Source organism: Rhizobium sp. P1_E6 (genome assembly GCF_056405875.1).
The window spans coordinates 1-22580 of sequence record NZ_JBFUBG010000050.1 but is presented as its reverse complement, the minus strand read 5'-3'; the positions used below and the strand labels follow the sequence as shown (position 1 = coordinate 22580).

The 22580-nt window shown below is 62.4% G+C and carries 25 protein-coding genes; 14 read left to right on the top strand and 11 right to left on the bottom strand.

From position 1 onward, the window contains the following. The first annotated feature begins 56 nt into the window (after nt 1–56). Together AC1D35_RS21680 and AC1D35_RS21675 are read left to right on the top strand one after the other, a co-directional pair. Nucleotides 57–983: a LysR family transcriptional regulator gene (locus AC1D35_RS21680; protein WP_113307787.1), complete on the top strand. Its 927-nt coding sequence runs from the start codon at nt 57–59 to the stop codon at nt 981–983. A gap of 134 nt (nt 984–1117) precedes the next feature. Next, the gene (locus AC1D35_RS21675; RefSeq protein WP_113301868.1) at nt 1118–1690 is read left to right on the top strand and encodes an EF-hand domain-containing protein; all 573 of its coding nucleotides are present in this window, start codon (nt 1118–1120) and stop codon (nt 1688–1690) included. A 42-nt stretch (nt 1691–1732) separates the two neighbouring features. On the opposite strand, the gene AC1D35_RS21670 is transcribed toward AC1D35_RS21675, so the two are convergent. The 3 genes from AC1D35_RS21670 to AC1D35_RS21660 are packed head-to-tail and all read right to left on the bottom strand — an operon-like array spanning nt 1733 to nt 3674. Continuing rightward, nucleotides 1733–2047: a hypothetical protein gene (locus tag AC1D35_RS21670; RefSeq protein ID WP_115034810.1), complete on the bottom strand. Its 315-nt coding sequence runs from the start codon at nt 2045–2047 to the stop codon at nt 1733–1735. Between the two features lie 29 nt (nt 2048–2076). Further along, on the bottom strand, nt 2077–2736 hold the full coding sequence (locus AC1D35_RS21665) for a L,D-transpeptidase (protein WP_115034811.1): 660 nt from the start codon (nt 2734–2736) through the stop codon (nt 2077–2079). Continuing rightward, nucleotides 2733–3674 carry an ABC transporter substrate-binding protein gene (locus AC1D35_RS21660; protein WP_113301876.1) on the bottom strand — a complete coding sequence of 314 codons (942 nt, stop codon included), beginning with the start codon at nt 3672–3674 and terminating at the stop codon, nt 2733–2735. Before AC1D35_RS21660 ends, AC1D35_RS21665 begins: the two co-directional genes overlap by 4 nt. Before the next feature lie 467 nt (nt 3675–4141). Here AC1D35_RS21660 and AC1D35_RS21655 point away from each other — a divergent pair, with 467 nt between their 5' ends. Beyond that, nucleotides 4142–4927 carry a YdcF family protein gene (locus tag AC1D35_RS21655; protein WP_113301871.1) on the top strand — a complete coding sequence of 262 codons (786 nt, stop codon included), beginning with the start codon at nt 4142–4144 and terminating at the stop codon, nt 4925–4927. Between the two features lie 62 nt (nt 4928–4989). Here AC1D35_RS21655 and AC1D35_RS21650 read toward each other — a convergent pair whose 3' ends face one another. Both AC1D35_RS21650 and AC1D35_RS21645 read right to left on the bottom strand, forming a co-directional pair. Continuing rightward, nucleotides 4990–6918 (bottom strand): adenylate/guanylate cyclase domain-containing protein, encoded by a 1929-nt coding sequence (locus tag AC1D35_RS21650; protein WP_477940041.1) that lies wholly within the window; start codon nt 6916–6918, stop codon nt 4990–4992. A gap of 453 nt (nt 6919–7371) precedes the next feature. Further along, complete coding sequence (locus AC1D35_RS21645) at nt 7372–7803, bottom strand: hypothetical protein (protein ID WP_113301872.1); 432 nt, start codon at nt 7801–7803, stop codon at nt 7372–7374. A gap of 195 nt (nt 7804–7998) precedes the next feature. Here AC1D35_RS21645 and AC1D35_RS21640 point away from each other — a divergent pair, with 195 nt between their 5' ends. The 3 genes from AC1D35_RS21640 to AC1D35_RS21630 all read left to right on the top strand — a co-directional run bounded on the left by AC1D35_RS21640 (nt 7999) and on the right by AC1D35_RS21630 (nt 11716). After that, a complete protein-coding gene (locus tag AC1D35_RS21640; RefSeq protein WP_113307785.1) occupies nt 7999–8796 on the top strand; it encodes a glycosyltransferase family 25 protein in 798 nt (265 codons plus the stop codon). A gap of 389 nt (nt 8797–9185) precedes the next feature. After that, on the top strand, nt 9186–10373 hold the full coding sequence (locus AC1D35_RS21635; RefSeq protein ID WP_113309814.1) for an arabinose transporter: 1188 nt from the start codon (nt 9186–9188) through the stop codon (nt 10371–10373). A 788-nt stretch (nt 10374–11161) separates the two neighbouring features. Further along, complete coding sequence (locus tag AC1D35_RS21630) at nt 11162–11716, top strand: alpha/beta fold hydrolase (protein ID WP_113309816.1); 555 nt, start codon at nt 11162–11164, stop codon at nt 11714–11716. A gap of 124 nt (nt 11717–11840) precedes the next feature. On the opposite strand, the gene AC1D35_RS21625 is transcribed toward AC1D35_RS21630, so the two are convergent. Then, entirely contained in the window at nt 11841–11996 is a 156-nt protein-coding gene (locus AC1D35_RS21625; RefSeq protein ID WP_162748533.1) for a hypothetical protein, read from the bottom strand. On the opposite strand from AC1D35_RS21625, the gene AC1D35_RS21620 reads away from it, so the two are divergent. Next, complete coding sequence (locus AC1D35_RS21620; protein ID WP_113309817.1) at nt 11996–12313, top strand: hypothetical protein; 318 nt, start codon at nt 11996–11998, stop codon at nt 12311–12313. The two genes, AC1D35_RS21625 and AC1D35_RS21620, sit on opposite strands and share 1 nt — an antisense overlap. Before the next feature lie 347 nt (nt 12314–12660). Further along, nucleotides 12661–13155, top strand: coding sequence for a hypothetical protein (locus AC1D35_RS21615; protein ID WP_162748534.1), 495 nt, complete (start codon nt 12661–12663; stop codon nt 13153–13155). 304 nt (nt 13156–13459) lie between these two features. Here the strand turns inward: AC1D35_RS21615 and AC1D35_RS21610 are convergent, their stop codons facing one another. Continuing rightward, nucleotides 13460–14272: an SDR family NAD(P)-dependent oxidoreductase gene (locus tag AC1D35_RS21610; RefSeq protein WP_113309820.1), complete on the bottom strand. Its 813-nt coding sequence runs from the start codon at nt 14270–14272 to the stop codon at nt 13460–13462. Between the two features lie 48 nt (nt 14273–14320). Between AC1D35_RS21610 and AC1D35_RS21605 the strand changes: the two genes are divergently transcribed. After that, nucleotides 14321–14698, top strand: coding sequence for a winged helix-turn-helix transcriptional regulator (locus AC1D35_RS21605; RefSeq protein ID WP_477940023.1), 378 nt, complete (start codon nt 14321–14323; stop codon nt 14696–14698). 36 nt (nt 14699–14734) lie between these two features. On the opposite strand, the gene AC1D35_RS21600 is transcribed toward AC1D35_RS21605, so the two are convergent. Next, a complete protein-coding gene (locus AC1D35_RS21600; protein WP_113309849.1) occupies nt 14735–16129 on the bottom strand; it encodes an amidase family protein in 1395 nt (464 codons plus the stop codon). 394 nt (nt 16130–16523) lie between these two features. After that, entirely contained in the window at nt 16524–16736 is a 213-nt protein-coding gene (locus AC1D35_RS21595) for a cold-shock protein (RefSeq protein ID WP_113301405.1), read from the bottom strand. A gap of 941 nt (nt 16737–17677) precedes the next feature. Between AC1D35_RS21595 and AC1D35_RS21590 the strand changes: the two genes are divergently transcribed. The 3 genes from AC1D35_RS21590 to AC1D35_RS21580 all read left to right on the top strand — a co-directional run bounded on the left by AC1D35_RS21590 (nt 17678) and on the right by AC1D35_RS21580 (nt 20618). Then, the gene (locus AC1D35_RS21590) at nt 17678–19363 is read left to right on the top strand and encodes an arylsulfatase (RefSeq protein WP_113309821.1); all 1686 of its coding nucleotides are present in this window, start codon (nt 17678–17680) and stop codon (nt 19361–19363) included. Between the two features lie 283 nt (nt 19364–19646). Then, nucleotides 19647–20258: a DnaJ domain-containing protein gene (locus tag AC1D35_RS21585; protein ID WP_113309850.1), complete on the top strand. Its 612-nt coding sequence runs from the start codon at nt 19647–19649 to the stop codon at nt 20256–20258. Nucleotides 20259–20402: 144 nt separating this feature from the next. Further along, a complete protein-coding gene (locus AC1D35_RS21580) occupies nt 20403–20618 on the top strand; it encodes a hypothetical protein (RefSeq protein ID WP_113309822.1) in 216 nt (71 codons plus the stop codon). Between the two features lie 9 nt (nt 20619–20627). Here AC1D35_RS21580 and AC1D35_RS21575 read toward each other — a convergent pair whose 3' ends face one another. Both AC1D35_RS21575 and AC1D35_RS21570 read right to left on the bottom strand, forming a co-directional pair. Then, nucleotides 20628–20906, bottom strand: coding sequence for a hypothetical protein (locus AC1D35_RS21575; protein ID WP_477823016.1), 279 nt, complete (start codon nt 20904–20906; stop codon nt 20628–20630). Nucleotides 20907–21312: 406 nt separating this feature from the next. Then, the gene (locus AC1D35_RS21570) at nt 21313–21663 is read right to left on the bottom strand and encodes a hypothetical protein (RefSeq protein ID WP_113309823.1); all 351 of its coding nucleotides are present in this window, start codon (nt 21661–21663) and stop codon (nt 21313–21315) included. A gap of 364 nt (nt 21664–22027) precedes the next feature. Between AC1D35_RS21570 and AC1D35_RS21565 the strand changes: the two genes are divergently transcribed. Together AC1D35_RS21565 and AC1D35_RS21560 are read left to right on the top strand one after the other, a co-directional pair. Further along, nucleotides 22028–22321, top strand: coding sequence for a hypothetical protein (locus AC1D35_RS21565; RefSeq protein ID WP_113309824.1), 294 nt, complete (start codon nt 22028–22030; stop codon nt 22319–22321). Further along, nucleotides 22318–22580 (top strand): ATPase inhibitor subunit zeta (locus AC1D35_RS21560; protein ID WP_477940020.1); only part of this gene is annotated, 263 nt, incomplete at its 3' end. The genes AC1D35_RS21565 and AC1D35_RS21560, both read left to right, overlap by 4 nt.

The window sequence follows — 22580 nt, the reverse complement described above, 5'->3', positions numbered from 1 at the left end:
AAGGGCGGCACAATGCCCGCTTCCGTCAACAGGGTGTTGCGCTCAGTGGAACGCAGATGATCGACTTGGATGATATCAGAAGCTTCGTGGCGGTGGTCGAAAGCGGCGGCTTCAACCGTGCCGCCCAGAGCCTCGGCGTTTCGAAATCGATCGTCAGCAGGCGTATCGCGCGGATGGAAAGCGATCTCGGCGCGACGCTCGTCAACCGCAGCACGCGCGGCATCAGCGCAACGGAAGCGGGGCTCGAATTCAAGCTGCGCTGCGGGCGGATCCTGGCCGAACTCGAGGAAGCGCGGGATGCAGTCGCCACCTATGCCGGCGGCGATGTCACCGGGCGTCTCAGGCTTGCCGCACCGCTCTCCTTCGGCCAGCGCTATCTCGGACCTGTTCTGACCGAGCTTGCCGGCCGTCATCCGCGGCTCGAACTCGACGTGTCCTTCTCCGAGCGGGCCGTCGATCTCATCAACGAGCATTACGATGCGGCGATCCGGCTCTTCGAACTGCGCGACCCCTCGCTGATTGCGCGGCGCATTGCGCCGGTCAGGCCCTTCATCGTGGCCAGCCCCGATTACATCGCCCGCAACGGCCGCCCGGAGAGGCCGGAAGACCTGGTGTCGCATAGCTGCATCATCTATTCCGGGCGCCATATTCCGGAGTGGAAGTTCCGTGCCGGCAAGCGCATGGTGTCGATCCGCCCGAACGGGCGGCTTCTGACCGATAATGCCGAGGTGCATCTGAGCTGGACGCTCGCCGGGCTCGGCGTGGCGGAGCTGCCCTCGTTCATCGTCGCCGACGAGATCAGGAAGGGCACGCTCGTACCGCTGCTGGTCGATTATTACCTGGATGAGGGCGCAATCTATGTGGTGCGCCCACCCGGACCGCATGTGCCCGCCAAGGTGCGGGCACTGATCGAGATCATGCTGGAGCGGCTCGGCGGGGAGGGAAGTGCTGCCTATCCCCCGGCTGTGCAGGCAGGAGAATAGGCCGGTCCGCCTGTTTCCGGGAATTTCGTTACAGTTGTAACACAAGGCTAAGATACACGTTTTCAGCCAGTTTCAAGCAAGCTCCGCTTTCCAGTTTGCGCGCATCCACACGCCAAACAGAAGGATGAAGCACCATGATCGTCGGCTCCGATAATTCAACCCGCAACGTGCCCAGCTATATGCCCAGGGTCGCCGTCTCCGTTTACGGCGAGGGGAAATACGACAGGACAAGCGGGGAACTGGTGAACACGCTTCCGGCAAAAACGGATGATCAGCTGCTGGCCGAACTCTACGATCGCACCGCCCAGCAAACGCTCGACGATGCCGATATCGACGGCGACGGGCTGATGAGCAAGGACGAATACATGGCCGCTCAGAAGCGGCTGGCCGATGCCGATAACAGGATCTTCGATATCGATGCCGCAGAAGAACGCTGGTCGACCTTCGATCCGACCGCCAAGGGGGCGATCGACAAGAACGAGATCATCGAGGGCCTGAAGATCCTTCTGCCGCTCAAGGTCGGCCATCTCGATGCCGATATGGCCGAGCGCATCCGGGCGCAGGCCCTGGAGGCCTCCAAGGAAGCGCTGCAGAATTTCCAGGACGCCGTCGACGCGGAAAGCAGGAAGCCGGCAATGGCGGAAACGATCAAGAGGACGATTGCCGAACAGGCCTCGCTGCTCTCGCTCTATGACGAGTTCAAATAGCCGCGGCTGCCCCGTGGCACTGCGGCGCAACTGCGGCCGCGCTCACGCCGGCTGAACGCTCTTTACGATGCCCATATTGTCGATGACGCAGCTGAACTTGCGGCCCGAGGCATCGAGATCGACGCTGAAGCCGCCGGCATCCACCGGGCGCGATCCCGTCGGCAGGATCTTGGCCCGGTCGAGGCCTGCCTGTTTGGCGGCGGCATCGGCGCAGAGCAGTTGCAGGTCGGCGGGTGCGGTCTGCACCGCCGTGCGCGACATCTGGTCGGGCGGCGGGGAAGACTGGCAGGCTGCGATCGCCGATAGCGAGCAAAGGAGCAGGGCGCAAAGCGGCCTGCTCTCCAAGGAAATGCGCATGTTAGTCCCCCGTTTCAGACGCCCCACGTTCAAACACCCTTGTAGAGGGCCGCGCCCTGCATCAGGACGATGACCTTGGCGCCGACCTTTATCCGTGAGTGCAGATCGATGATGTCGTCATTGTTCATGCGAATGCAGCCCGAGGATACGTCGAGGCCGATCGACCAGGATTCCGGCGTGCCGTGGATGCGGTAGATCGTGTCGGCATCGCCGGCATAGAGATAGAGCGCTCGGGCGCCGAGCGGATTGTCGGGGCCGCCCGGTTGTCCGGCCGCCCATTTGGCGGCATTCGGGTCGCGGGCCACCATTTCGGCAGGCGGGGTCCAGGTCGGCCATTCGGCGGTACGGCCGACGCGCACGATGCCGGCCCAGCCGAAGCCTTCGCGTCCGACGCCGATACCGTAGCGGATCGCCTGGCCGCCCGGCTGCACGAGGTAGAGAAAATGCTGGTTGCCGTCGATGATGATCGTGCCCGGCTCCTCCGCCGTGCGGAAGGTGACGACCTGCCGGCGGAAGGCATCCGGAACCTGCTTGTTGCGGGCGAAATATTTACGCGCCGTGTTCTTGTCGTAATTGACCCATTGCCGCGTCTTGGGATCGTAGATCTGCGTGCCGGCCGCAAGGGCAATACAGGCGGCGAATGTAAGGGCGAGTGCGGTGAGGGTGGCTTTCTGCAACGTCCGGCTCATGGCTTTGCCCACCCCTGGATGCGGGCGGCATTGTCGGCCACCCATTTTTGCGCATAGTCGGCAGGCGGCGTCCGCTCTACCTGCAGCGCATAAGTCATGGCCGTCACTTCCTGCGGCGTCAGATCGACCCTCTGCAGAAAGGCGGCGACATCGGCATGTTTGGCGCCAAAGGAGACCGACCAGGCGATGTGGAATTCCGACGGCGGCCAGGCGACATCGGCCTTCGAATGCTCGATCCAGAGCGGATCGCTGCCGGGCGCTATCTTCCATTTTGCGGGGTCGTAGGCCGGTTCCTTCAGCCGTGTGACCTTGTGCAGTTCGAAGACGTTGTGTGGCGCGTAGCAGGCAAAGACCATCGGCCGGCCGGTTGCGACGGCTGCATCGACGGCAGCCATGCCGACATCCTCTTCCGCCTCCACCAGGGTGAGGTTGCTGGCGTAACCGTAGCTCGCGGCGCGGATGCGCTCGATGCTCGCCGAGGTCCAGGTCGCAGCACCGATCCAGAGCTCGCCGCGGCCATCGCCATCGGTGTCGAGCAGCGCGCCCTTTTCAGGGTCCGACAGGTCCTTGACGCTTTTGATGCCGGCCTTCTCGGCGTCCTCGGTGGCGCAGAGGCCCTGCCAGGCGGCAACGGCGCGTTTTGCCAGAACCACCGCCTTCTTCTCATCGACGTATTTTTCGATTGCCGCATCGAGATTCGGCCGCCAGACCTCCGGGTGGATATCGAGTTCGCCGGATTCCAGCCCGGCAAAGGCATTGAGCTCTCCCATCTCGCGCAGGTCGACCGTGAGCCCGAAGTTCTTGCCGATCGCGACCTTCAGGATATTGGCCGTCGCCTGTCCCGACGGCCAGTTCGGCACGGCGATAACAAGATCGGCGGCCTGGACACTGCCAAGGGATACCGAGGCGATGAAAAGCGATACGGTGGCGGCAAGCATGGCCGCGGGCCGTTTGAAACGGTCCGGCGATCCGGCGGGCGTGCGCTTCGCTTGCCTGAGATTTTCACCCTGATGATGTCTCACAGAAACCCCTCCGTTTCCGATCCTCTATGCCGTCGAGGAGCCGCGCGATGGACCCGATGCCGCTCATCATGGCTCTCGTCATGTCCGGGGCTCCGGCGCATACGCGAGACCGAATGGCCGGCGGGGTAATGTCTGCGCCCCTATGCAACTTCAAGTCCTAAACACACCACGCACATGGCGGGGAAGTACGTTACCGTAAATGCCGCCGTAAATTCGTGCGGCGAGCGGCGAAGCGGAATGGGGAAATAGCGACTTGCGCGCAACTCTCCTCATCGATTGACCTGATCAACCGGAGAGGGCAGAACGTCTCCTCAAAACCAGACTTGCCCCGAATCCACGAATAGGCTTTCGTGGCCGCATTTCAGTAGGATCCCGGCACGCCCATGTTTTTCTTCGCGAAGGTTTTCTGGCTCACGTCCCAACCCGTCACCCTCGGCTTCCTGCTGATCGGTCTCAGCATTGTTCTGATGATCTTCCATGTCCGGCGGCTCGCCATCGCGGTCGGGCTGCTGTCCCTGGCGCTCGTCTTCGTGAGCTTTTACACCACGTCAGGTGCGCTGATCGTGCAGGAGCTGGAGGATCGTTTTCCACGGCCGGCCGCACCTGCCGATGTCGCCTGCATCGTCGTGCTCGGTGGCGGGATCGCGACAAAGGTCGATAGCGTGCGCGGTGGCTACAACTTCGATGACGCGGCCGATCGCTATATAGAAACGGTGCGGCTGGCCGGCGTCTATCCCAATGCCAAGGTTATCATGTCCGGCGGCGATGGCAGTCTTACCGGCGGCTACGTCAAGGAAGCGGATATCATCGCCAGGATGTTCAACGATTTCCATATCGATCCGGCTCGTGTCGAATATGACGCGGAATCGCGCGATACCTATGAGAACGCCATCAATACAAAGGCGATCCTGCAGCGGCTGAACCTCGGCCACTGCCTGCTCGTGACATCGGGTTTCCACATGCCGCGGGCGGTGGCAATCTTCCGCAATCTCGGCATGGACGTTACCCCCTGGGTCGCCGATTACCGCACGAATGGACGACAGGGCCTGGCGCTGTCGGCCGGCCATCCGCTAGCCAATGCCGACCTGCTGACGATAGGCATGAAGGAATGGATCGGCATCGTCGCCTATTATTTCGCCGGGCGCGTCTCGACCCTCTATCCGCAGTGAGGGCAGGCGGCTTGCGCCCGGACAGTCGGCGGATTCCTGAAAAGTTGCGCCGCCTGCCGGCTCTATAGCCGCCCGAGAGGGGTTGCCTTCTCTGCCTCGCATTCCGGCAGTCGCAGAGGTCTCGCGAATTTCGCCAGCGCCTCGGGCTTGGCGCATGCCGGGAAGCCGGCCAGCGGCATCGTTTCTATGAACCGGCTGCGCTCTATTGTGCTCAAGCCGGGTTCATTGATCATGCTCTCTACAGTCAGGTCCGGGTGCCGCTTGAGAGCTTCCCTGACCGAGGCATTCGCCTCATCGGTTCGACCCAATGCGGCGAGGGCGCTGCTGCGCACCACCCAGGTCCACCTTTGGTAATTGTTGGGCGTCATGCGCTCCAGCATCTTCACCGCGTCCTCATATCGGCCCGCCATGAAATAGGCAGGCGAGAAGAAGTTGGACGTCCACATCGGATAGTTCGGGTCGAGCCGCATGACCTTGTCGACCATCTGAGCACCGCGTTCCGGTTCACTGAAGCGTGCGGCATAGCCGCTGTAAAAAGTCAGGATTTCGGACGAACCGGGACCCAGACGAAGGGCCGTTTCGAATTCGGACTTGGCGCGGCCCATGTCGCCCTTATTGGCAAGGCTCATACCGAATACCGCATGTGCTTCGGCGTCGCTCGGATCAAGCTGCACGGCGCGTTCGGCCACATCGGCAGCCGCCTTGCGGTTGGCCTCGGGATCGCCACCGAACACACCCAACAGATCATGAGCATGGTAAAGTTCTACCCAGGCCCGTGCCAGCCCCGGGTCCAGCTCGACGGCGCGGTTGAGAAAGGTGATGGCGGCCTCCGCATCTGCTTTGGTGAGATTTTCAATCTTCTCGGACCGGAGCAGATAATAATCATAGGCGCTCAGGTTTTCAGGCCGTTTGCGTTTGGCCGCAACCCGCAAGGCTTCTTGAATCAGTCCCACTCCGCCGCCGAGGCGGTTGGCGACCTGCTCCGCGATTTCGGTCTGAACGGCAAACACGTCCTCGGCGGGCCGGTCCCAGTTCTCCGACCAGAGATGGTGGCCGGTTCTTGCATCGATCAACTGTGCTGTGATCCGCACCCGGCCACTCTGCCGCTGGATAGAGCCTTCCAGCACAAAGCCGACATGGAGCGCAGTTGCGACCTGGCCGGCATCCACCGGCTTGCCTTTATAAATTTCCGTCGAATTGCGCGCCACCACCTCGAATTCGGGAAACCGTGCGAGGTCGGTGATGATGTCCTCCGTCAGGCCATCGGCCAGACGCCCGCTCGCCTCGTCGCCGCCAAAATTGTCGAAGGGCAGCACCGCCACCGACGGCTTGCCGCCGAAGGGTTCAGGCTGCAAGAACCACCAGGCCGCGCCGCCCGCCAGAGCGAGCGCCACGATCGCCGCCGCAGCCGTCATGGCCGAGCGCGGTATCATTGCGAGAAGCGGGCGACGCGCCCGTTTGCCGTCGAGCCTCAGCCGATACATCCGCACCGGGCGGCTGATATTCTTGACCTGCTGATTGCCGGCGAAATCGAGCGGCCAGTCGAGTTTGCCCTGGAGATGATCGTATGCCGTTCCCGACACCATCACGCCGCCCGGCTCGGCCAGATGCTCCAGCCGCGCGGCGACATTCACCCCATCCCCGTAGAGATCGCCATCCACCAGGGCCACATCGCCCAGATTGATCCCGACGCGGAACAGGATGCGCTCAGGCTCCGGCAGACTGGCGTTGCGCGCCGCCACGCTATTCTGGAACTCCGCGGCGCAGGCAACCGCATCGACCACGCTGTCGAAGGCGACGAGCGTGCCGTCGCCCATCAGCTTGATAACGGTGCCGTGGCGCTCAGATATGGCGGGATTGATCAGGTCGGCGCGGATGGCCTTCAGTCGCCTGATGGTGCCGGCCTCATCGGCCTCCATCGCCTTCGAGTAACCGACCATATCCGCCGCCAGGATCGCGAGCAGCTTCCGGTCGAGTGCGGGGGTTCCCATCATCGGTGCCTTGCATGAACATGCAACAGTGCCGGCAGTTTACACCTACGGAAGCACGGCAACCAGCACACCGCCGAAACGGCATGTCCGCCTCTGGCGCGAAGCGGCCACGAACTCGCTTCGGCCGGCGGCATAGGCCAGGGTCCGGATCCACAAAGAGGATTCCGTTGACGGCGGCTCCATGATTCACGGTCTCCAAAGGGAGACCACAGGTGAATCGGAATTGCTTCTAGCTCACGGAGGAGCAGTTTTCGTGGCTGCAGGCGCTGCAGCCAACAGACACGCGGCAAGCCAATAGCCATGACCGCCGGGTGATCAGCGGCACCCGGTACGATCCATCTGCGACGAACGTCCTTGCGGCTGTCTGCCTCGCCGCCACTGTCACCCACTGGTTATGAGTCAGGGCAGCAATTCACGGCAAACATCCGGACGAGAGCAGCATTTCTTCCGTTCTCACTTGGCGGCGCCAAGCAGGTAGCCCCCGTCCCAGTGATAGATCTGCTTGTCGTCGACGGTGACCTTGACGACCGCCTGGAATCCGGCAAGCGCTCCGCTGCCGGCATGGAACGCACAGGTTCCCTGCATCGGGCTGGCGGTGTCGTAGGTGACGCAGTACCCGACCGCCGTGTCTCCGTTTCCGACGGCAATGACCGCCGTGCTACTGCCGAAAAGGGGACTGCCGGTCACCGGCCCATAGTACAAGATCTTGGTGCCCGCCGGGATCGCCGCGAGGTTCGATTCCGTAATGGTGCAGAAGCTCGGGGTTTCGCCGGTGTACTGGCTACATTCCTTGGAAATCTTCAGCGGTTGCATAGCCGGCGTAGCGGACGCCACGGAGGTTAGCGCCAGGATGGCACCAGCCGAGAGGATCAACAATCTGCTCATTGCCCACTCCCTATGGTCGAATTAACGGCCGATATTTTACTCGTTATCTGCTCTCTGAGCAATTCGCTGCTTTCAATCTTCCGAGCAAGGGGTTGCCGTCCGCCGGCTGCTCGCGAATTCCGCACTTTTGCTTGCATCGGAACACAGTTATATGCTTGCGCTGACAGGGCAGGCATAGGGCGCCAGGGAGTTCACTTGAGAATATTGATCATCAGCCGCAAGGCGGAGGAGGTTCGGCGGAGCTTCCAGATCCGGCAGCTGGCTGCACTCGGCCTGTCCTTCGAATTTCTCGACGCATTCGAAGCTGCCGATCTGACCGTCGAGGAATGCCAGACGGCTGCCAGCAACTGGCCGAGCCCGACGCGGCGGCAGGACATCGGTTGCTTCCTGTCCCACCGCAAGGCCTGGCAGGTGGTTGTAGAGCATGGCGCGAAGATGCTCATCCTCGAAGACGACGCGGTGCTGTCAGACGATATCACGGCCGTCCTCGCCAATATCGAGGCCCGCAACGATGCGTGGAACAGCGTCTACGATCTCGAATTCGCCCCGCGGCGCCATATCCTCAATCGCAAGCGCGCCTGGCAGGACGCGGCCGGCCGCTTTGGCGCGACCCGCGTCTATCAGAACCGCGTGGGGCTGGCAGGCTACGTTATTGGCCCCGAGGCTGCAAAACGCATGCTGGCTGAGACCACCACCTATTCGCTGATCGATGCGCATTTCTGGCACCGCTCCTGGCTTGCCGCCTACCAGATCGAGCCGGCGCCCGTCATCCAGCAGCGGTTTCTGGAGGGTGAGGCCGAGAGCGGTGATTTCGTGCGCCCGGAAAAGGATCTGGTCTTCCTACCTCTCAGCAAGCTGCGCAAGCTGGCGCGCCGGCTGGAGCTCGAAAGCATCAAGGCGAGAAACCTCGTTGCCGGCCTGTTGTGGGGGCAGAAGAGGGATGTGCTTGTCGATCGCTCCAGGTTCAATGCCGGCGTGGCGAAATCCGTGTGACTGGGCTGCTGCTGGTGTCCGTGATCGGGTAGGGCAGGGTATGCTTGCCGATGGGTGTGGTGGTTGCCTGAAAACCCCTCCCCAACCCCTCCCCACAAGGGGGAGGGGCTTAACCTGCTGCGCGGCGCCTTCCATATCTTCGACGTTTCAATAGGAGCGAGGCGGTCCCGCGCTGAATCCCTCCCCCTTGTGGGGAGGGGTTGGGGCGGGGTTTTGGCGACGCAGACGGCGTTCTCCCCATTGACACTCCTCCACATATTCCTTACCTCCCAATCCACGCCAGTCATCTGGCCGTAAGCGTTTGACGTCAAGCAACGCACTTATCGATCCTCGCCGGTCGGAGTGCGTTTTTTTGTGCCCGTCGACGAGGAAACAGCCAGGAGGTTTTCATGGCTTTCCGTCTTACTGATGATCGCGAGCAGGCACGGCTTTACGTGCTGACCGCGATCCTTTTCGTCTCCTATCTCTGCGTTGCGATCGCCCTTCCTGTCGTGCCCGTGTTCGTGACCGGCACGCTTGGCCTCGGCAATGGCTGGGCGGGCCTTGGCGTCGGCATCGCTTTCCTCGCCACCATCCTCACCCGCGGCTATGCCGGCGGGCTTGCCGATGGCAGGGGCGCCAAGCTCGCCGTGCAGCGCGGCCTGGTCTTCTATGTGGCGGGGGCGCTGATTTCGCTCGCCGCCGGGCTCTCGCTGCAGGCGCCGGCTGCGGCTTTCGCCATTCTCGTCGCCGGGCGGCTGTTGATCGGGCTCGGCGAAAGCCTTGTCGCCGTCGGCGTCATTGCCTGGGGCATCGGGCTTGTCGGGCCGGCGCGCTCCGGCCGGGTGCTGGCGCTGGTTGGCGCGGCGATCTACGGCGCGCTTGGGCTTGGCGGGCCTGTTGGACTGCTGCTGCTCGATAACATCGGCTTTGCCGGCACGATGGCCGTCAGCGCCATGCTGCCCCTGCTCGGGCTTGCCGCGATCCGCAGCGTGCCCGCCGTTGCCGCCCATCCGGGCAGGGAACGCCCGCCGCTTGCCGCCGTCATCGGCCGCATCTGGGTACACGGGCTGATCGTCTGCCTGCAGGGCATGGGCTTTGCCGCGATCGGCTCCTTCTTCACCCTCTATTTCCGCGATCTCGGTTGGGATCATGCCGGCCTCGGCCTGACCGCCTTCGGCTGCGGCTTCGTGCTGGTGCGCCTCGTCTTCGGCCATCTGCCGGATCGCTATGGCGGGCTCACGGTCGCCGTCGTGTCGCTTGCGGTCGAAGCGATCGGCCAGTTCCTGATCTGGAGTGCCGCCGATCCCACCGTCGCGCTGATCGGCGCCTTCATGACCGGCCTCGGCTGCTCGATGATCTTTCCCGCCATGGGGCGCGAAGTCGTGCATCTCGTGGCACCGCATCTGCGCGGCACGGCGCTTGGCGGCTTCTCGGCCTTTCAGGATCTGGCTTACGGGCTGACCGGGCCGCTGGCGGGCGTGCTCGCCGACCGGGCGGGATACGGAAGCGTGTTTCTGGTTGGCGGGGTGACGGCGGTTTGCGGGTTTATGGTTGCGGTGCTGCTGAGGCGAGGGAAGGTGGTTGCTGCGGGGTGATGCAGCGAGGTGAGGGTGTGTGGATGAGTAGGGGAGGTGTCCCGTGGGTCACCCCTCTGTCCTGCCGGACTCCGGGGGCGAGCCACGGGTCTCGAGCCGTCCTTGCCGGTCCTCAATATCCCTCTGGTTAGCTGAACGGGCAGCGGAGACGGCGTCGTACTGACGCGCCCCTATCGCTCCTATTCCCAAGGTTGTATAATTCTGCAGACAAACGAGTACGGCGTGTTCGGAGCCCGTTATCCAAAGGGAGGATGCCTTGTCCAGATCATCGTTGTTTCTGTCACTAGCGCTGGCTATCGGCCTGTCAGTCCCAACAATATCCATGCCGACTGAAGCAAGCGCGCAGGCCCAGATCTCCATCAGCGTCGGCAGCAATCTCAACAGCGGCAGAGGGATTACCTGTAGTCAGGGCGAGAGGCTGCTCCGTAGCCGCGGTTTCAGGGACGTCAGGCGGATCGACTGCCGTGGTCGTTTCTTCGTTTATCGGGCCCAGAGAGGCAACAGCCGGTTCGAGATTTCCATACGGCAGCGTGATGGCCGCGTCGTGGATATGCGCCGCATCGGTGGAAGGCGATAGTGTCGGGAAGGTGATACCCGCGATTTCTACGCGCTTGTCCGGGTCTAGCGCAAAGCTGCCCTGAACGCCGCCACCAAGGTTGGTGGCATCTGGTTGTCGAATTCCGCACTCGTCGATCTCCCTCCTTGTGGGAGTCCGAAGGACGGGCAAGACCCTTGCCCCGCTCCCGCAACGACCCATCTCCCCGATGGTCACAACCGGGATACCATCCATGCCAACACAGATCCTCTTCATTCAGGGCGCCGGCGAGACGACCCACGACGAGTGGGACAACAAGCTGGTCGACAGCCTCGCCCGCGAACTCGGCGATGCCTACACGATCCGTTACCCGCGCATGCCCGACGAAGCCGATCCGCATTATCAGGCGTGGAAAGCCGCTGTTATCACCGAGTTCCAAACCCTCGAAGACGGCGCCATCCTGATCGGCCATTCCTTCGGCGGCACGGTGCTTCTCCACACGCTTGCCGAAGCGTGGCCGGCCTTCGAGCCCGGCGCCGTCATCCTGATCGCGCCGCCCTTCATGGGTGCCGGCGGATGGGAGAGCGATGAGATGGCCGGGGGCAGCGATTTTTCCGAAAGCCTGCCGGAGGGGATGCCCGTGCTCATCTATCACGGCAGCGACGACGACACGGTGCCCTTTGCGCATATCGAGCTTTACGCCATGGCGATCCCGGATGCGGTCGTCTGCTCGCTGCCGGGGCGCGATCACCAGATCGACAATGATCTCGCCGACGTGGCCAAGGATATACGCTCGCTGGCAGCATAGGCCCGCCGACCCCATTCCATCACTCAACCATTGGCATCGCATCCTCCCGCATCGCTGAAATCAAAGCCGATGCAGGAGCTGCCGCATGATATCCGGATATTTGGGAGCAGCGGGCAAAGCGCCTTTATCGACACAGGCCGCCCGCCGTCTTCATGCCATCGGCATGCTCCAGCCGCTTGCCGGCCTCGTCCTTGCCGCCGGCTTCGTGCTCTGCCTGGCCGGCCGATATGAGGCCCAGCTCATCCGTGAAGCGCACCTCCATCAGGAGGTCATCGGTCAATGAACGCCTTCAGTCTGCAGTTCGATTTCGATGAGCTCACCATCCCCGTCCTTGGCCGGAACGACAGTGGCCTGCTGCTGTACGGTTCCGCCGAACTCTCGGGCGATCACGAGGGGTTCAGTGTCGAGGCCATCCATCTTGCCGGGGGCACCACGCTGCGCCAAGCCGGCAATGCCGAATTCGGCCGGCCGGCGCCCTTTGCCGACGAGCTCTTCCGGCGCGTCGCCGCCGTCATCGAGAACGACAAGACCGTGCTCGGCCGTCACGCGGCCATGGAATGGGCCGAGCTCATCGAGCGCCACGGCGAGGCGGCCTGAGTGGGCGGAACATAAACCTATCTTTGTTTGTTTTCGAGCGTTCCGGGTCCCTGAAAAGTTTCGCCTGATATGGATCGTGATCGAAGATAGGAATAATTTCCTTGCTTGTTGTCGCCGTTGCCGGGTACAACCCTATGACGGCAGCGATATCCAACTGGAGAGTTTTGCATGCATGCGTGCCCGCTCAAAGCGAGCGACATCACCTTCATCAAGGCACTGGCATACGGCGCGCCATCCTGGCGGATTGCAGCGTTACTGGCTGTGTCTGCAGATATTTCTCACCGTGCGGTGACACTCTTCCGGCCGGCAGAAACGGCAGCCATTCCGGCGCGCGACGGGTGGCTTTCTTGAAGGATATTCCCGACGACCTGATACATTCGGTACGGGCCGCACAGCTTTCGGGCGGCCTCTGCCAGGAGATCGCTGCCGCGATCGGCCGGGAGCGTGCGCGGTGCAGGCAAGCCGTCGAGACATGGCGGATGGGGCTGGCGGCTTGCGACGATCTCGGGCGCAGTATCGAGCTGTTGCTTTCGGAGATCGAGGCGGGTGGCGCCACGATGGAGCAAAAGCCGGCCGAGGATGATGATGCGGTGCTTATTGCGCTCGGGCGCAAGCTGCATGAGGCGGCAGGGGTGGCAGACCGGCAACTGCTGGCGATGCCTGATTATGCTGGTATAGCGGAAGAGGCCACTGCCATCGAGGCGATCCTGCGGCCGGGCGAAGAGATTGCCGACAGGATGCTATATCTGTGGCCGGTGACATCCAGGGGTGTCGAGGCCCGGCTGCGCGCCGAGGTCTGGAAGCGCGGGGAGTATATCGGGACCTATCTTGGTGGGGAATGAATGCGAGGGTGGTCCAATCTCTCTGACCCTCACAGGTCAGTTGATGAAGAGGCCAGAAGACCCGCCCCAAACCCCTCCCCACAAGAGGGAGCGGCTTAACCTGCCGCACCGGCTTTCCACATCTTCGACGTACCGGAGGGAGCGAGGCGGTGCCTCAAGTTAGCCCCTCCCAGCTGTGGGGAGGGGTTGGGGAGGGGTTTTTGGCGATGGTACAGACCGGAATGATCCCTGACAGATTGATCCAGGTTGATGATCGAGACACGCGTTTTCCTCCGGCTACTGGACCAAGCGCAACCTCCTGCGATCAATAAATCGCCGGCAACATCCCGCCATCGACCCGCAGATTCACCCCCGTAATGTAGCCGGCGCGCGGACTGACCAGGAAAGCAACGGCGTCGGCGATCTCCTCCAGCGTGCCCACCCTCCCAACCGGCACCTCGGCGAAAAGCGGCAGCACGGCCTGCTCCACGGTTTCCCATGCGGCATCCCCGGCAATGCCGCGCTCACCCGCGACCTCGCGGAAGCGGGCGTCCAGCCGGCCGCTGTGGATCGTGCCCGGCGATATCGTATTGACGGTCACGCCCTCGGCCGCCACCGCCTTCGCCATGGAAGAGGTCATGGCGTTCATCGCCGCCTTGCAGGCGGAGTAATCCGGGCGGCCCGCAGGCGGCATCAGGCCGGCGAGGCTGGAAATATTGACGACGCGGCCGAAGCGGGCCTGGCGCATGTCAGGCAGCAGCCTCGTTGTGACACGGACGGCGGCGAGAACATTGCGGTCGTAGGCCGACGCCCAGGAGGCGGGCCGGCTGTTCGTCCAGTCCTCCGGCTCGCCCGAGCCGCCGGCATTGTTGACGACGATGTCGATCCGGCCGGCAAGCGCCTGTGCTTCGTCGATCAGGCGTTCCACCTCGTCATCGACGGTGAGATCGCCTGTTACCGCATGGGCGCGGCCGCCTTCGGCGATGATCTCGTGGGCCACGCGCTGCGTCTCCGCCCTGTCGCGGCCATGGACGATGACGGTGACCCGCTCGCGCGCAAGCCCCCTGGCGATCGCTTCGCCGATGCCCTTGCTGCTGCCGGTGACGAGCGCTGTCTTGCCGTCGAGTTTCAAATCCATTGCGGTCTTCCTATCTTGGAGTGGATGGACGCACAGAAGAACAGGACGATGCTCGATACAATTACGCACTTAAAAGTGCCTGTAGAACGGGAAGACCGCGCCRCCTGCCTCGGGCCTGAAGGCTCGGTCGCACATGTGACGCGGGTACTGCGGATGATCAGCGGGCGCTGGAAGCTGCCGATCCTGTTTCGCCTCTTCGCCGAGCCTTCGATGCGCACCCTGCAATTGAAGCGGGACATGCCGGGCATTTCGCAGAAGATGCTGACGCAGCACCTGCGGGAGCTGGAGCTGGACCGGCTTGTCGAGCGGACGGATTTCGGCGAGCAGCCGCCGCGCGTCGAGTATCGGCTGACGGAGGCGGGACGGGCGCTGATGCCGGTGCTGATGGCGGCGCGGGAGTTTTCGCGCGATCATGCGGCGGGATAGGGCAGGCGGCTTTGAGGGGCGTCGGCCCCAGTATCTTCAGGCTGGGGTGCGCGGGTCGATCGGCGTTGCGGGCCGCAGATCGAGAATCAGCTCCAGGGCGCGGGCGCCAGCCAGAACGCGTGCCTCGCCGCGGGGCCGGCCGACGATCTGCAGGCCGACGGGGCGACCATCGGCAGTGAAGCCGCAGGGCAGGCTGAGGGCCGGGGCGGTCGTCAGGGAGATCGCGTAGGCGATCGCCAGCCATTCGACATAGTTTGAGAACGTATGGCCGGCACATTCGCCGACATATCTCTGGCCGACCGGATAGGCGGCGACAATGGTGGCCGGGCAGAGAAGGAGATCGTAGGTATCGAAGAACAGGTTCATGCGCCGGAACATAGCAGCGCGGTTGTTTTCCGCCCGCACGACATCCGCCATCGTATAGCTGAGGCCCTTTTCGATATTCCAGACCACCTCCGGCTTCATCTTGTCCCTGTTGCCATCGAGAAGCCCTGCGTAGCTAGAAGCAAAGGTCATGCCTCGCAGAACCTGGAATGTGTCATGCGCTTCGGAGAGGTCCGGGTGAGCCTCCTCGACGATGACGCCCATCTCGCTGAAACGGGCAGCCGCCGCGCGGCAGATCGCGGCCACCTCGGGATCGACAGGGGTGATGCCGAGATCGGCGGAAAAGGCCACGCGGGCCGGCCGCCAGCCGGAGCGCGCCGCCGCCAGAAAATCCTCGCCCCTCGGCAAGGAAATCGGATCTGCCGGGTTTTCGCCGGTCATCGCGTCGAGCAGCAGGGCCGTATCTTCGACGCTGCGGGCCATAGGCCCCTTGACGCCGATCAGCCGATCGATCTTCGAGTCCGGATTGCTGGCCACGCGGCCGGGGCTCGGCCTCAGCCCCACCACGCCGCAGAAGCTTGCGGGATTGCGCAGGCTGCCGCCGAGATCGGAGCCCTGCGCCAGCCAGGCCATGCCGGTGGCAAGGGCAACGGCTGCACCGCCGGAGGAACCCGCGGCAGAAAGCCCGGTATTCCAGGGGTTTAAGGTCGCGCCGAAGACCTCGTTGAACGTATTGCCGCCGGCGCCGAATTCCGGCGTGTTGGATTTCGCGTAGATGACGCCGCCCTGAGCCTCTATCGCCTCCACCATGATGTCGGACTTTTCGGGAATGTGGTCGGCAAAGACAGTCGAGCCGTAGGTGGTGCGCACGCCGGCGACATCCGTCAGGTCCTTGATCGGCACCGGCAATCCCGCCAGACGGCCGCGGCTGCCGGGGGGCTGCTGCATCAGCCGGCGGGCATGGGTACGGGCGCGATCGAAACAGAGGGTCGGCAGCGCGTTGACCGCAGCATCGACGGCGCCGATGCGCGCCTCCAGCGCATCGAGACAATCGAGCGGCGACACATCTCCGCGGTTCAGGAGATCGACGACCGTGCAGGCCGGCATGTTCGTCAGACTGGCATCGCTGGGCACGGGCTCATCCTCAGCCGGATCGTCTTCCAAGTGAGGCCGTCAGACTGCATCATCTGCCCGATGGCTTCAAGCGCATGTCACGCGGATGCGGAGGATGCGGCAAAAACCCTCTCCAACCCATCCTGTCGGATGCCGGGGTCGAGCCACGGGTCTCGACCCGTCCTTCGGACCCTCACAAGGGGGAGGGACTTAGCGTTGAGCTTGCGGCACTTTCCGTGGTCACCGACGGGGCAGAGACGGCGCGGCAGGTTAAGCCCCTCCCACCTGTGGGGATGGGTTGTGGAGGGGTCTTCTCGCGCCCCCAAAACAAAAACGGCGCCCCTTGCGGAGCGCCGTCGCCTGCCGAAGCAGAGAGACCTGAATCAGATCAGAAGGCCTGGATGTTGACAGCCTTCGGGCCCTTGCCCATGCGATCCGGCTCGGTGTCGAAGGAAACTTCCTGGCCTTCGCGGAGCGACTGGATGCCAGAAGCCTGGAGAGCGGAGATGTGGACGAAAACGTCCTTCGCGCCGCCTTCCGGCGTGATGAAACCAAAACCCTTGTCCTGGTTGAAGAATTTTACGGTGCCCTTGGTGGCCATAGGGGATAGTCCTTTTCCCATTGGTAGTTAGTTTATCCGCACCCCCGGCGGAGGGGAGGCGGACGGCTTTAGCTTTCGCGTTTCGGCCTCTGGAAGCCGGACGCGAAGGGTCAGTCGAGACGTCACGTACGGGGAAAGAACATCTACGCGCATGGGTGTCACCCATGCCGCCCCACCGGAATTGGCGCTCCGAAAGGGCATTACCACTTCAGTCCAGTCACCGGCATGCGAAATGCCCGAGTGTCGCAGTTCGTGCCAGCATTTCGGGCAAAAAGCAAGCGGCAATATTATGGCATGGCTTTCGCGGTTGCGAGAATTGATGATGATTCAAATGGTTGGCGGAAGATTAGCAGAGGCTTGCATGGCTGTGCCATTGCGGGATGGTGGGGATTTGCAACCTGAAGGGGGCGAGCTGCATCTTGCGGCTGATGGGCTTCCGGTTCTCTCGGGATTCCTTTTATCGGCGTGCGGACAAAGGGGGTGAGAAAGGCGGAATGACGTAGCAAGTGCCAACAGCCGCTTTACAGCGGTTCGAGCCACCGCTTTGCGCCAAACCGGTCATCATGTGGGTTCGGCATTGCGGTGGGTATCATGCACCGGGGCCTATTCCACCGGAGCGTGGTGACGAGAGCCTTCAATCTGGCGGCGAAGGCGAAGATGTGCGATTATCTGCCAAGGCGACTGCTCACATCGAGGCAGACGCCGGGGCAAATATTTCATTGCTGGCCATCGACGCTTCGATAGCGGGTACGCCTGTCGCCACCCTATGGCGAGCAATCAGTGCGGCATTCCTGTAGCCAACATACCCGATCTCCTGCAACGCCATGCCRCGAACTGTCACGACATCAGATCGTCTTCGGCCGAGAGGRTAGGCATCCTTCTACTCTAGAAAGCAGTGCCAACAAGGCCGAGCGACGAGCAAACTCAACGGAGGATACACCATGAGTACCATGCGAAACCTTTGCTTTGGTCTGCTGGCTTCCGCATGCGCGACCGCGCTGGGTGCACCGGCAGTCGCGCAGCAGCCGCAGTCAAAACCCAACATCCTTGTCATCATGGGCGACGATGTTGGCTGGTTCAACCTCGGTGCCTATCACCGGGGCATCATGTCCGGGAAGACGCCGAACCTCGACAAGCTGGCGTCCGAGGGCATGATGTTCACCGACTATTATGCCGAGGCGAGCTGCACGGCCGGCCGGGCGAGTTTCATCACCGGTGAGATCCCCTTGCGCACCGGCCTGACGACTGTCGGTCAGGCGGGTGCGGATGTGGGCATGCCGGACAAGGCAGCAACCATCGCCGCCGTCCTCAAGACCGAGGGCTACGCCACGGGCCAGTTTGGCAAGAACCACCTCGGCGATCTGAACAAGTTCCTGCCGACTCTCCATGGCTTCGACGAGTTCTTCGGGTACCTGTACCACCTCGATGCGATGTCGGACCCCTACTGGTATTCGTTCCCGAATGACCAGTCGTACCGTGACAAAGTCGGGCCGCGCAATTTGGTGCATACCTTTGCTACGGATACTGATGACGCGACCCAGCAGCCGCGCTGGGGCAAGATCGGCAAGCAGCGGATCATCGACGAAGGCCCGCTGGCGCCATACCCTGATATGTCCAACGTGCCGAACATGCATGACATAACGCCCAAGGCCAAATACGACATGGGAACGTTCGACGAAGTGCTGGTCAAGGCTTCCTGCGACTTCATGGACAAGGCCAAGACCGACGGAAAGCCGTTCTTTGTCTGGCACAACACGACGCGCATGCACGTCTGGACATTCCTGTCTCCCAAATACCAGGCTTTGATGAACAGCGAGACCAATTATGGTCTCGAAGAAGCCGGCGTGGCGCAGCTGGACGATAGCGTCGGTGCCATCCTGAAATGCGTTGAGGACGCCGACGAGACCGACAACACCATCGTCGTCTTCACGACCGACAATGGCGCAGAAGTCTTTACCTGGCCTGACGGCGGCATGACCCCGTTCAAGGGCACCAAGGGTACCGTGATGGAGGGCGGCTTCCGCGCACCAGCGATCATCCGCTGGCCGGGCAGGATCAAGCCTGGCACGGTCGAGAACGGTATTTTCTCCGCCCTGGATTGGTTCCCCACGCTGGTGGCGGCGGCTGGTAATCCCAACATCACCGACCAGTTGCTCAAGGGCGTGAAGCTGGGCGACGTGACCTACAAGAACCACCTCGATGGCTACAACCAGCTGGACCTGCTGGAAGGCAATTCGCCGTCCGCACGTCATGAGTTTTTCTACTTCGGTGGCCCTGCTCTGGGGGCCGTACGCCTCGACAATTTCAAGTTTCAGTTCTTTCAACAGCCGCAGGGTTGGCCCGGCGGAAAGGTAACGACTGATATGCCCACCATGGTCAATATCCGTCAGGATCCCTTCGAGCGAACACCGTCGATTGGCGAACAAAGCCTCAATGACCTGGGTGGAGGCTACATGAACGACTTCTTTGCTCGTGAGTTCTGGCGCTTTGTGAGTGTTCAGCAGGAAGTCGCCAAACTCGCGCTTACGGCGGTCGACTACCCGCCAATGCAGGATCCGGCCTCCTTCAACCTGGATGCCGTGAAGAAGCAGATAGACGCGGCGATCAAGAACAAGCCAGGCAACTGATCGAGAACGTCTCAAGACGACGGGTGGCCCGCAGGGGCTGCCCGTTTGTTCTTTCGCCTGGCTTTGGTCCCATCCTCCACTCTCCCGCCGACCAGCGCGGCAGAAATTGCACCCCGTTAACCCCTTGCCTGTGGGAAAATCAGCCGCGTTCCACAATTTCGTCCCGAGCTGCCGCAATTATGGCAGGGTGTTTCGGGGCTTGATGCGGCGCCAGCCTGCGGTTAGGTCTCGGAGGGACGAAGCAGTGAATGAAGGAAGTGCCGGCGTGATCGATCCCTATGCCATGCTTGGACTGGAGCGCGAAGCCGATGGCGAGGCGATCAGGCTTGCCTGGCGCAAGGCGGCCAAGGGCGCGCATCCGGATGCCGGCGGCGACTCCGATCATTTCAACCGGCTGCAGATCGCCTACGAACTGCTGCAGGATCCCGTGCGCCGGCGCGTCTATGACGATACGGGCTACGACCCGCAGCTTGCCGACCCGAGGGATCTCGAAGGCGTGCTGATGCTGGAATCGCTGGTCAACGAGGTGATCCTCGACGAGCGCGAACCCGGCAGCTTCGACCCCGTGGCCGCGATGCGCCGCAAGCTGTCGGACGATATCGTGAAAAGCCGCTTCCACATCCTGGAGCTCGAACGCCACCGCGCCCGCGTGCGCAAACACATAGACCGCCTCGGCCGCCGCCCGGAAACCGACGTGCTCGGCTCCATGCTGCGCGCCCGCAGCGAAGCCATCGCCGACGCCATCCGCAAGACGGAGAAGCAGATCCAGACGATCGAGCATACCTATACGATGCTCGAGGGCTACTCGTATGAGGTGGAGGTTCTGGCACCGCTGGAAAAGGTGGAGGTGGAGGTGGAGGTGGTGGAGCCGCAGCGCGGGGAGGCTGCGGAGTAGGGGAACCATCGCCGCAGGAGATCATCCGGCCTTGCTCGCGCGCATGGTTCCGATTTTCAGGCCGATGCTGTAGCCACCCGGATGGCAGGGGCGTGAGCCCAACGGATTTCCGTACAGCATGTCCGGCATGTGGTATGATTGTCGATGACCTATTCCCTGAAGGATCTGGACGTTGCGCGCCGGCAAGTGGTTGCCGACCGGCAGATGATTTCGGCGCAGGAGATCCTGATCGACGGGATGCTTACGCGGGGAGAGCCGGCGGGGCTGGCGCGGGAAAGGCTGGTCACGATGACTGGGGATCTGCGCAACCATCGCTTCCATCAGGATCTGATCCAGGCGGCGATCCGGCTGCAGCGCTGAGCCTGCCGTTCATGCCGCGGGCCTCCACCGGGCGCGGATTGCTCGCGCCTCGGTTTCTTCTTTGGATTTTTGGTCTTTCCCATCAGCCGCGCGGGCTTTCTTGTGGGCTTCGCGTGCTCTCCCGTCGGCTTCTCTCTCGGTGGCGATCTTCTTTTTGTGGTCGTCGCGCGCTTCCTCGAGTTCTTTGATTGTCGGAAGATCATTGCCGGCCGGAGCCTTGTCTGACGGTCCGGGCTGGTGGCCGTTCAGGGTGGCGCGGGCAGCGGTGGCCTGGGCGATCAGTTCCACGGCCGAGGGGCTCCTTGCCGGGCGCTTCGCATTGGCGTTGTGATGCCTTCCATCCCTATGAGAGGCGGGTTTGTCGGGTGTGTTTCCAGGCATGTTGCATGCCTCCTGTTCGTGTCTTGAAGCCGCCACCCTTCATCGGTCCTGCGCTGGCGCTGCATGGAGTGCCGTATCGCTATCGAAGGCGGGTATTCCCATGGTTTCAGCGGTCTGTCGCTGCCGGACGAGGATTGACGGTCATGGCGCCTGATCGCAGCCAGAGATCGTTGCGCTCATGGCGCAGGCGAATTTCTGTCTGTGCATGATCATCCTCCGGGAAGGATTGGCGAGCGGGTGGCCTGGGTGAGCGGTCGGTGGGGCAAGCGGCCGGGGATTTCTCGCCGGCCTCGTTTTTGCGGGGGCGAAACGCTCAGCTCGGCTTACCAAGAGCAATCTGGCAGGCCTGCGCAAGGTCCGCGTTCGGTTCGGTGGTGCCGAGCGGCGTAGCCCAGCCGGCCTTCTTGATGATGTCACTGCGTCCATAGGTGCCGGCCGAGTTCAGCTCGGCCATGATCTGCGCCGAGGCCGGATCGCTCTTGGCGCGGTCGAGGCAGTAGGGTGTCAGCGCGGCGGCGATCGCCGAGGTGCGCTCGATACCGGCGGCTTTCTGGGCGCTGCCGCTGGTCACCCAGCCTCCCCAGCTGAAACCCACAATCGCCAATGCGGCCGCGCCGCACACGGCGCCCCACAGGCCGGGGCGAAGCCATGTTATATTTTGCATCACGAATTCCAATCTTTTAAAAAAGCACGCGATTTCGCGTGCTTAAATAATAACACAATAAAAAATCTGCGTTTTGTTTATTATTTTATTTGATATTCCTGTTGTAATTGTTCAATTATATTTAAAAAATTCTTTGGGTATAAGTGTAAAAACTCGATAAAACTGCTGTTTTATATTTTCGTCCTAATCGCGACTCAATTGGAGCGCAATGATATCCGGTCGTCGTTTGGCCGTATGGTTCTCGCCGGTGTCAGAGACTTGAAGACAGTCACGCTTCCGAATTTCGATTGCCAGACCGATGCCGTAGCCCGATGAGGCTTTTCACCGGGCTGCGGTCAGAGGCCTTCACCTGGAGCCTGTCGCCATGTCAGCCTACGCATCGTCAACACGCACAACCAACACCATCGTCCATTTCTCCGCCTCCTTCACGCTGCCCGATCTCGTTGGTGAGATCCATCCGGCCGGCGACTACAAGATCGTGCAGGATGAGGAGCCGATCGAGGGTCTTTCGCGCATCGCCTACCGACGCGTCGGAACCTTCATTCATCTGCCCTCGATTGCGGAAGGCAGCCGCTTGCGCAGGATCGTGAGGATCGAGCCCGCACTTCTCCACCAGCTGCTGGAGACCACGAATGCGACGGGGGAGCTTTCCTCATGACCGTATTCGAAGATCGCGAGAAGGCGCTGGAGCAGATGTATTTCCTGGATTCCGACATGGCTTTCAAGGTGCGATCGCGCAGCGACCGACTGCTCGCCCGCTGGGTCAGCGGCATGACGGGCGCAGACAGCGAGGCCTATATCGGCGAGATCATTGATCTCAGGCTGACCGGCGCCGATGATGAAGGCGTGATCGCCAAGATGGTTGCGGATATCCGCGCCGCCGGCAAGGATGTGGATGAGAAGGCGCTCAGGGAGCG

What these genes read in the sequence shown, in the direction of transcription:
- AC1D35_RS21680 (WP_113307787.1), top strand. Translation starts at nt 57, where the DNA reads ATGATCGACTTGGATGATATCAGAAGCTTCGTGGCGGTGGTCGAAAGC.
- AC1D35_RS21675 (WP_113301868.1), top strand. Translation starts at nt 1,118, where the DNA reads ATGATCGTCGGCTCCGATAATTCAACCCGCAACGTGCCCAGCTATATG.
- AC1D35_RS21670 (WP_115034810.1), bottom strand. Translation starts at nt 2,047, where the DNA reads ATGCGCATTTCCTTGGAGAGCAGGCCGCTTTGCGCCCTGCTCCTTTGC.
- AC1D35_RS21665 (WP_115034811.1), bottom strand. Translation starts at nt 2,736, where the DNA reads ATGAGCCGGACGTTGCAGAAAGCCACCCTCACCGCACTCGCCCTTACA.
- AC1D35_RS21660 (WP_113301876.1), bottom strand. Translation starts at nt 3,674, where the DNA reads ATGCTTGCCGCCACCGTATCGCTTTTCATCGCCTCGGTATCCCTTGGC.
- AC1D35_RS21655 (WP_113301871.1), top strand. Translation starts at nt 4,142, where the DNA reads ATGTTTTTCTTCGCGAAGGTTTTCTGGCTCACGTCCCAACCCGTCACC.
- AC1D35_RS21650 (WP_477940041.1), bottom strand. Translation starts at nt 6,918, where the DNA reads ATGGGAACCCCCGCACTCGACCGGAAGCTGCTCGCGATCCTGGCGGCG.
- AC1D35_RS21645 (WP_113301872.1), bottom strand. Translation starts at nt 7,803, where the DNA reads ATGAGCAGATTGTTGATCCTCTCGGCTGGTGCCATCCTGGCGCTAACC.
- AC1D35_RS21635 (WP_113309814.1), top strand. Translation starts at nt 9,186, where the DNA reads ATGGCTTTCCGTCTTACTGATGATCGCGAGCAGGCACGGCTTTACGTG.
- AC1D35_RS21630 (WP_113309816.1), top strand. Translation starts at nt 11,162, where the DNA reads ATGCCAACACAGATCCTCTTCATTCAGGGCGCCGGCGAGACGACCCAC.
- AC1D35_RS21620 (WP_113309817.1), top strand. Translation starts at nt 11,996, where the DNA reads ATGAACGCCTTCAGTCTGCAGTTCGATTTCGATGAGCTCACCATCCCC.
- AC1D35_RS21610 (WP_113309820.1), bottom strand. Translation starts at nt 14,272, where the DNA reads ATGGATTTGAAACTCGACGGCAAGACAGCGCTCGTCACCGGCAGCAGC.
- AC1D35_RS21600 (WP_113309849.1), bottom strand. Translation starts at nt 16,129, where the DNA reads ATGCCGGCCTGCACGGTCGTCGATCTCCTGAACCGCGGAGATGTGTCG.
- AC1D35_RS21595 (WP_113301405.1), bottom strand. Translation starts at nt 16,736, where the DNA reads ATGGCCACCAAGGGCACCGTAAAATTCTTCAACCAGGACAAGGGTTTT.
- AC1D35_RS21590 (WP_113309821.1), top strand. Translation starts at nt 17,678, where the DNA reads ATGAGTACCATGCGAAACCTTTGCTTTGGTCTGCTGGCTTCCGCATGC.
- AC1D35_RS21585 (WP_113309850.1), top strand. Translation starts at nt 19,647, where the DNA reads ATGCTTGGACTGGAGCGCGAAGCCGATGGCGAGGCGATCAGGCTTGCC.
- AC1D35_RS21580 (WP_113309822.1), top strand. Translation starts at nt 20,403, where the DNA reads ATGACCTATTCCCTGAAGGATCTGGACGTTGCGCGCCGGCAAGTGGTT.
- AC1D35_RS21570 (WP_113309823.1), bottom strand. Translation starts at nt 21,663, where the DNA reads ATGCAAAATATAACATGGCTTCGCCCCGGCCTGTGGGGCGCCGTGTGC.
- AC1D35_RS21565 (WP_113309824.1), top strand. Translation starts at nt 22,028, where the DNA reads ATGTCAGCCTACGCATCGTCAACACGCACAACCAACACCATCGTCCAT.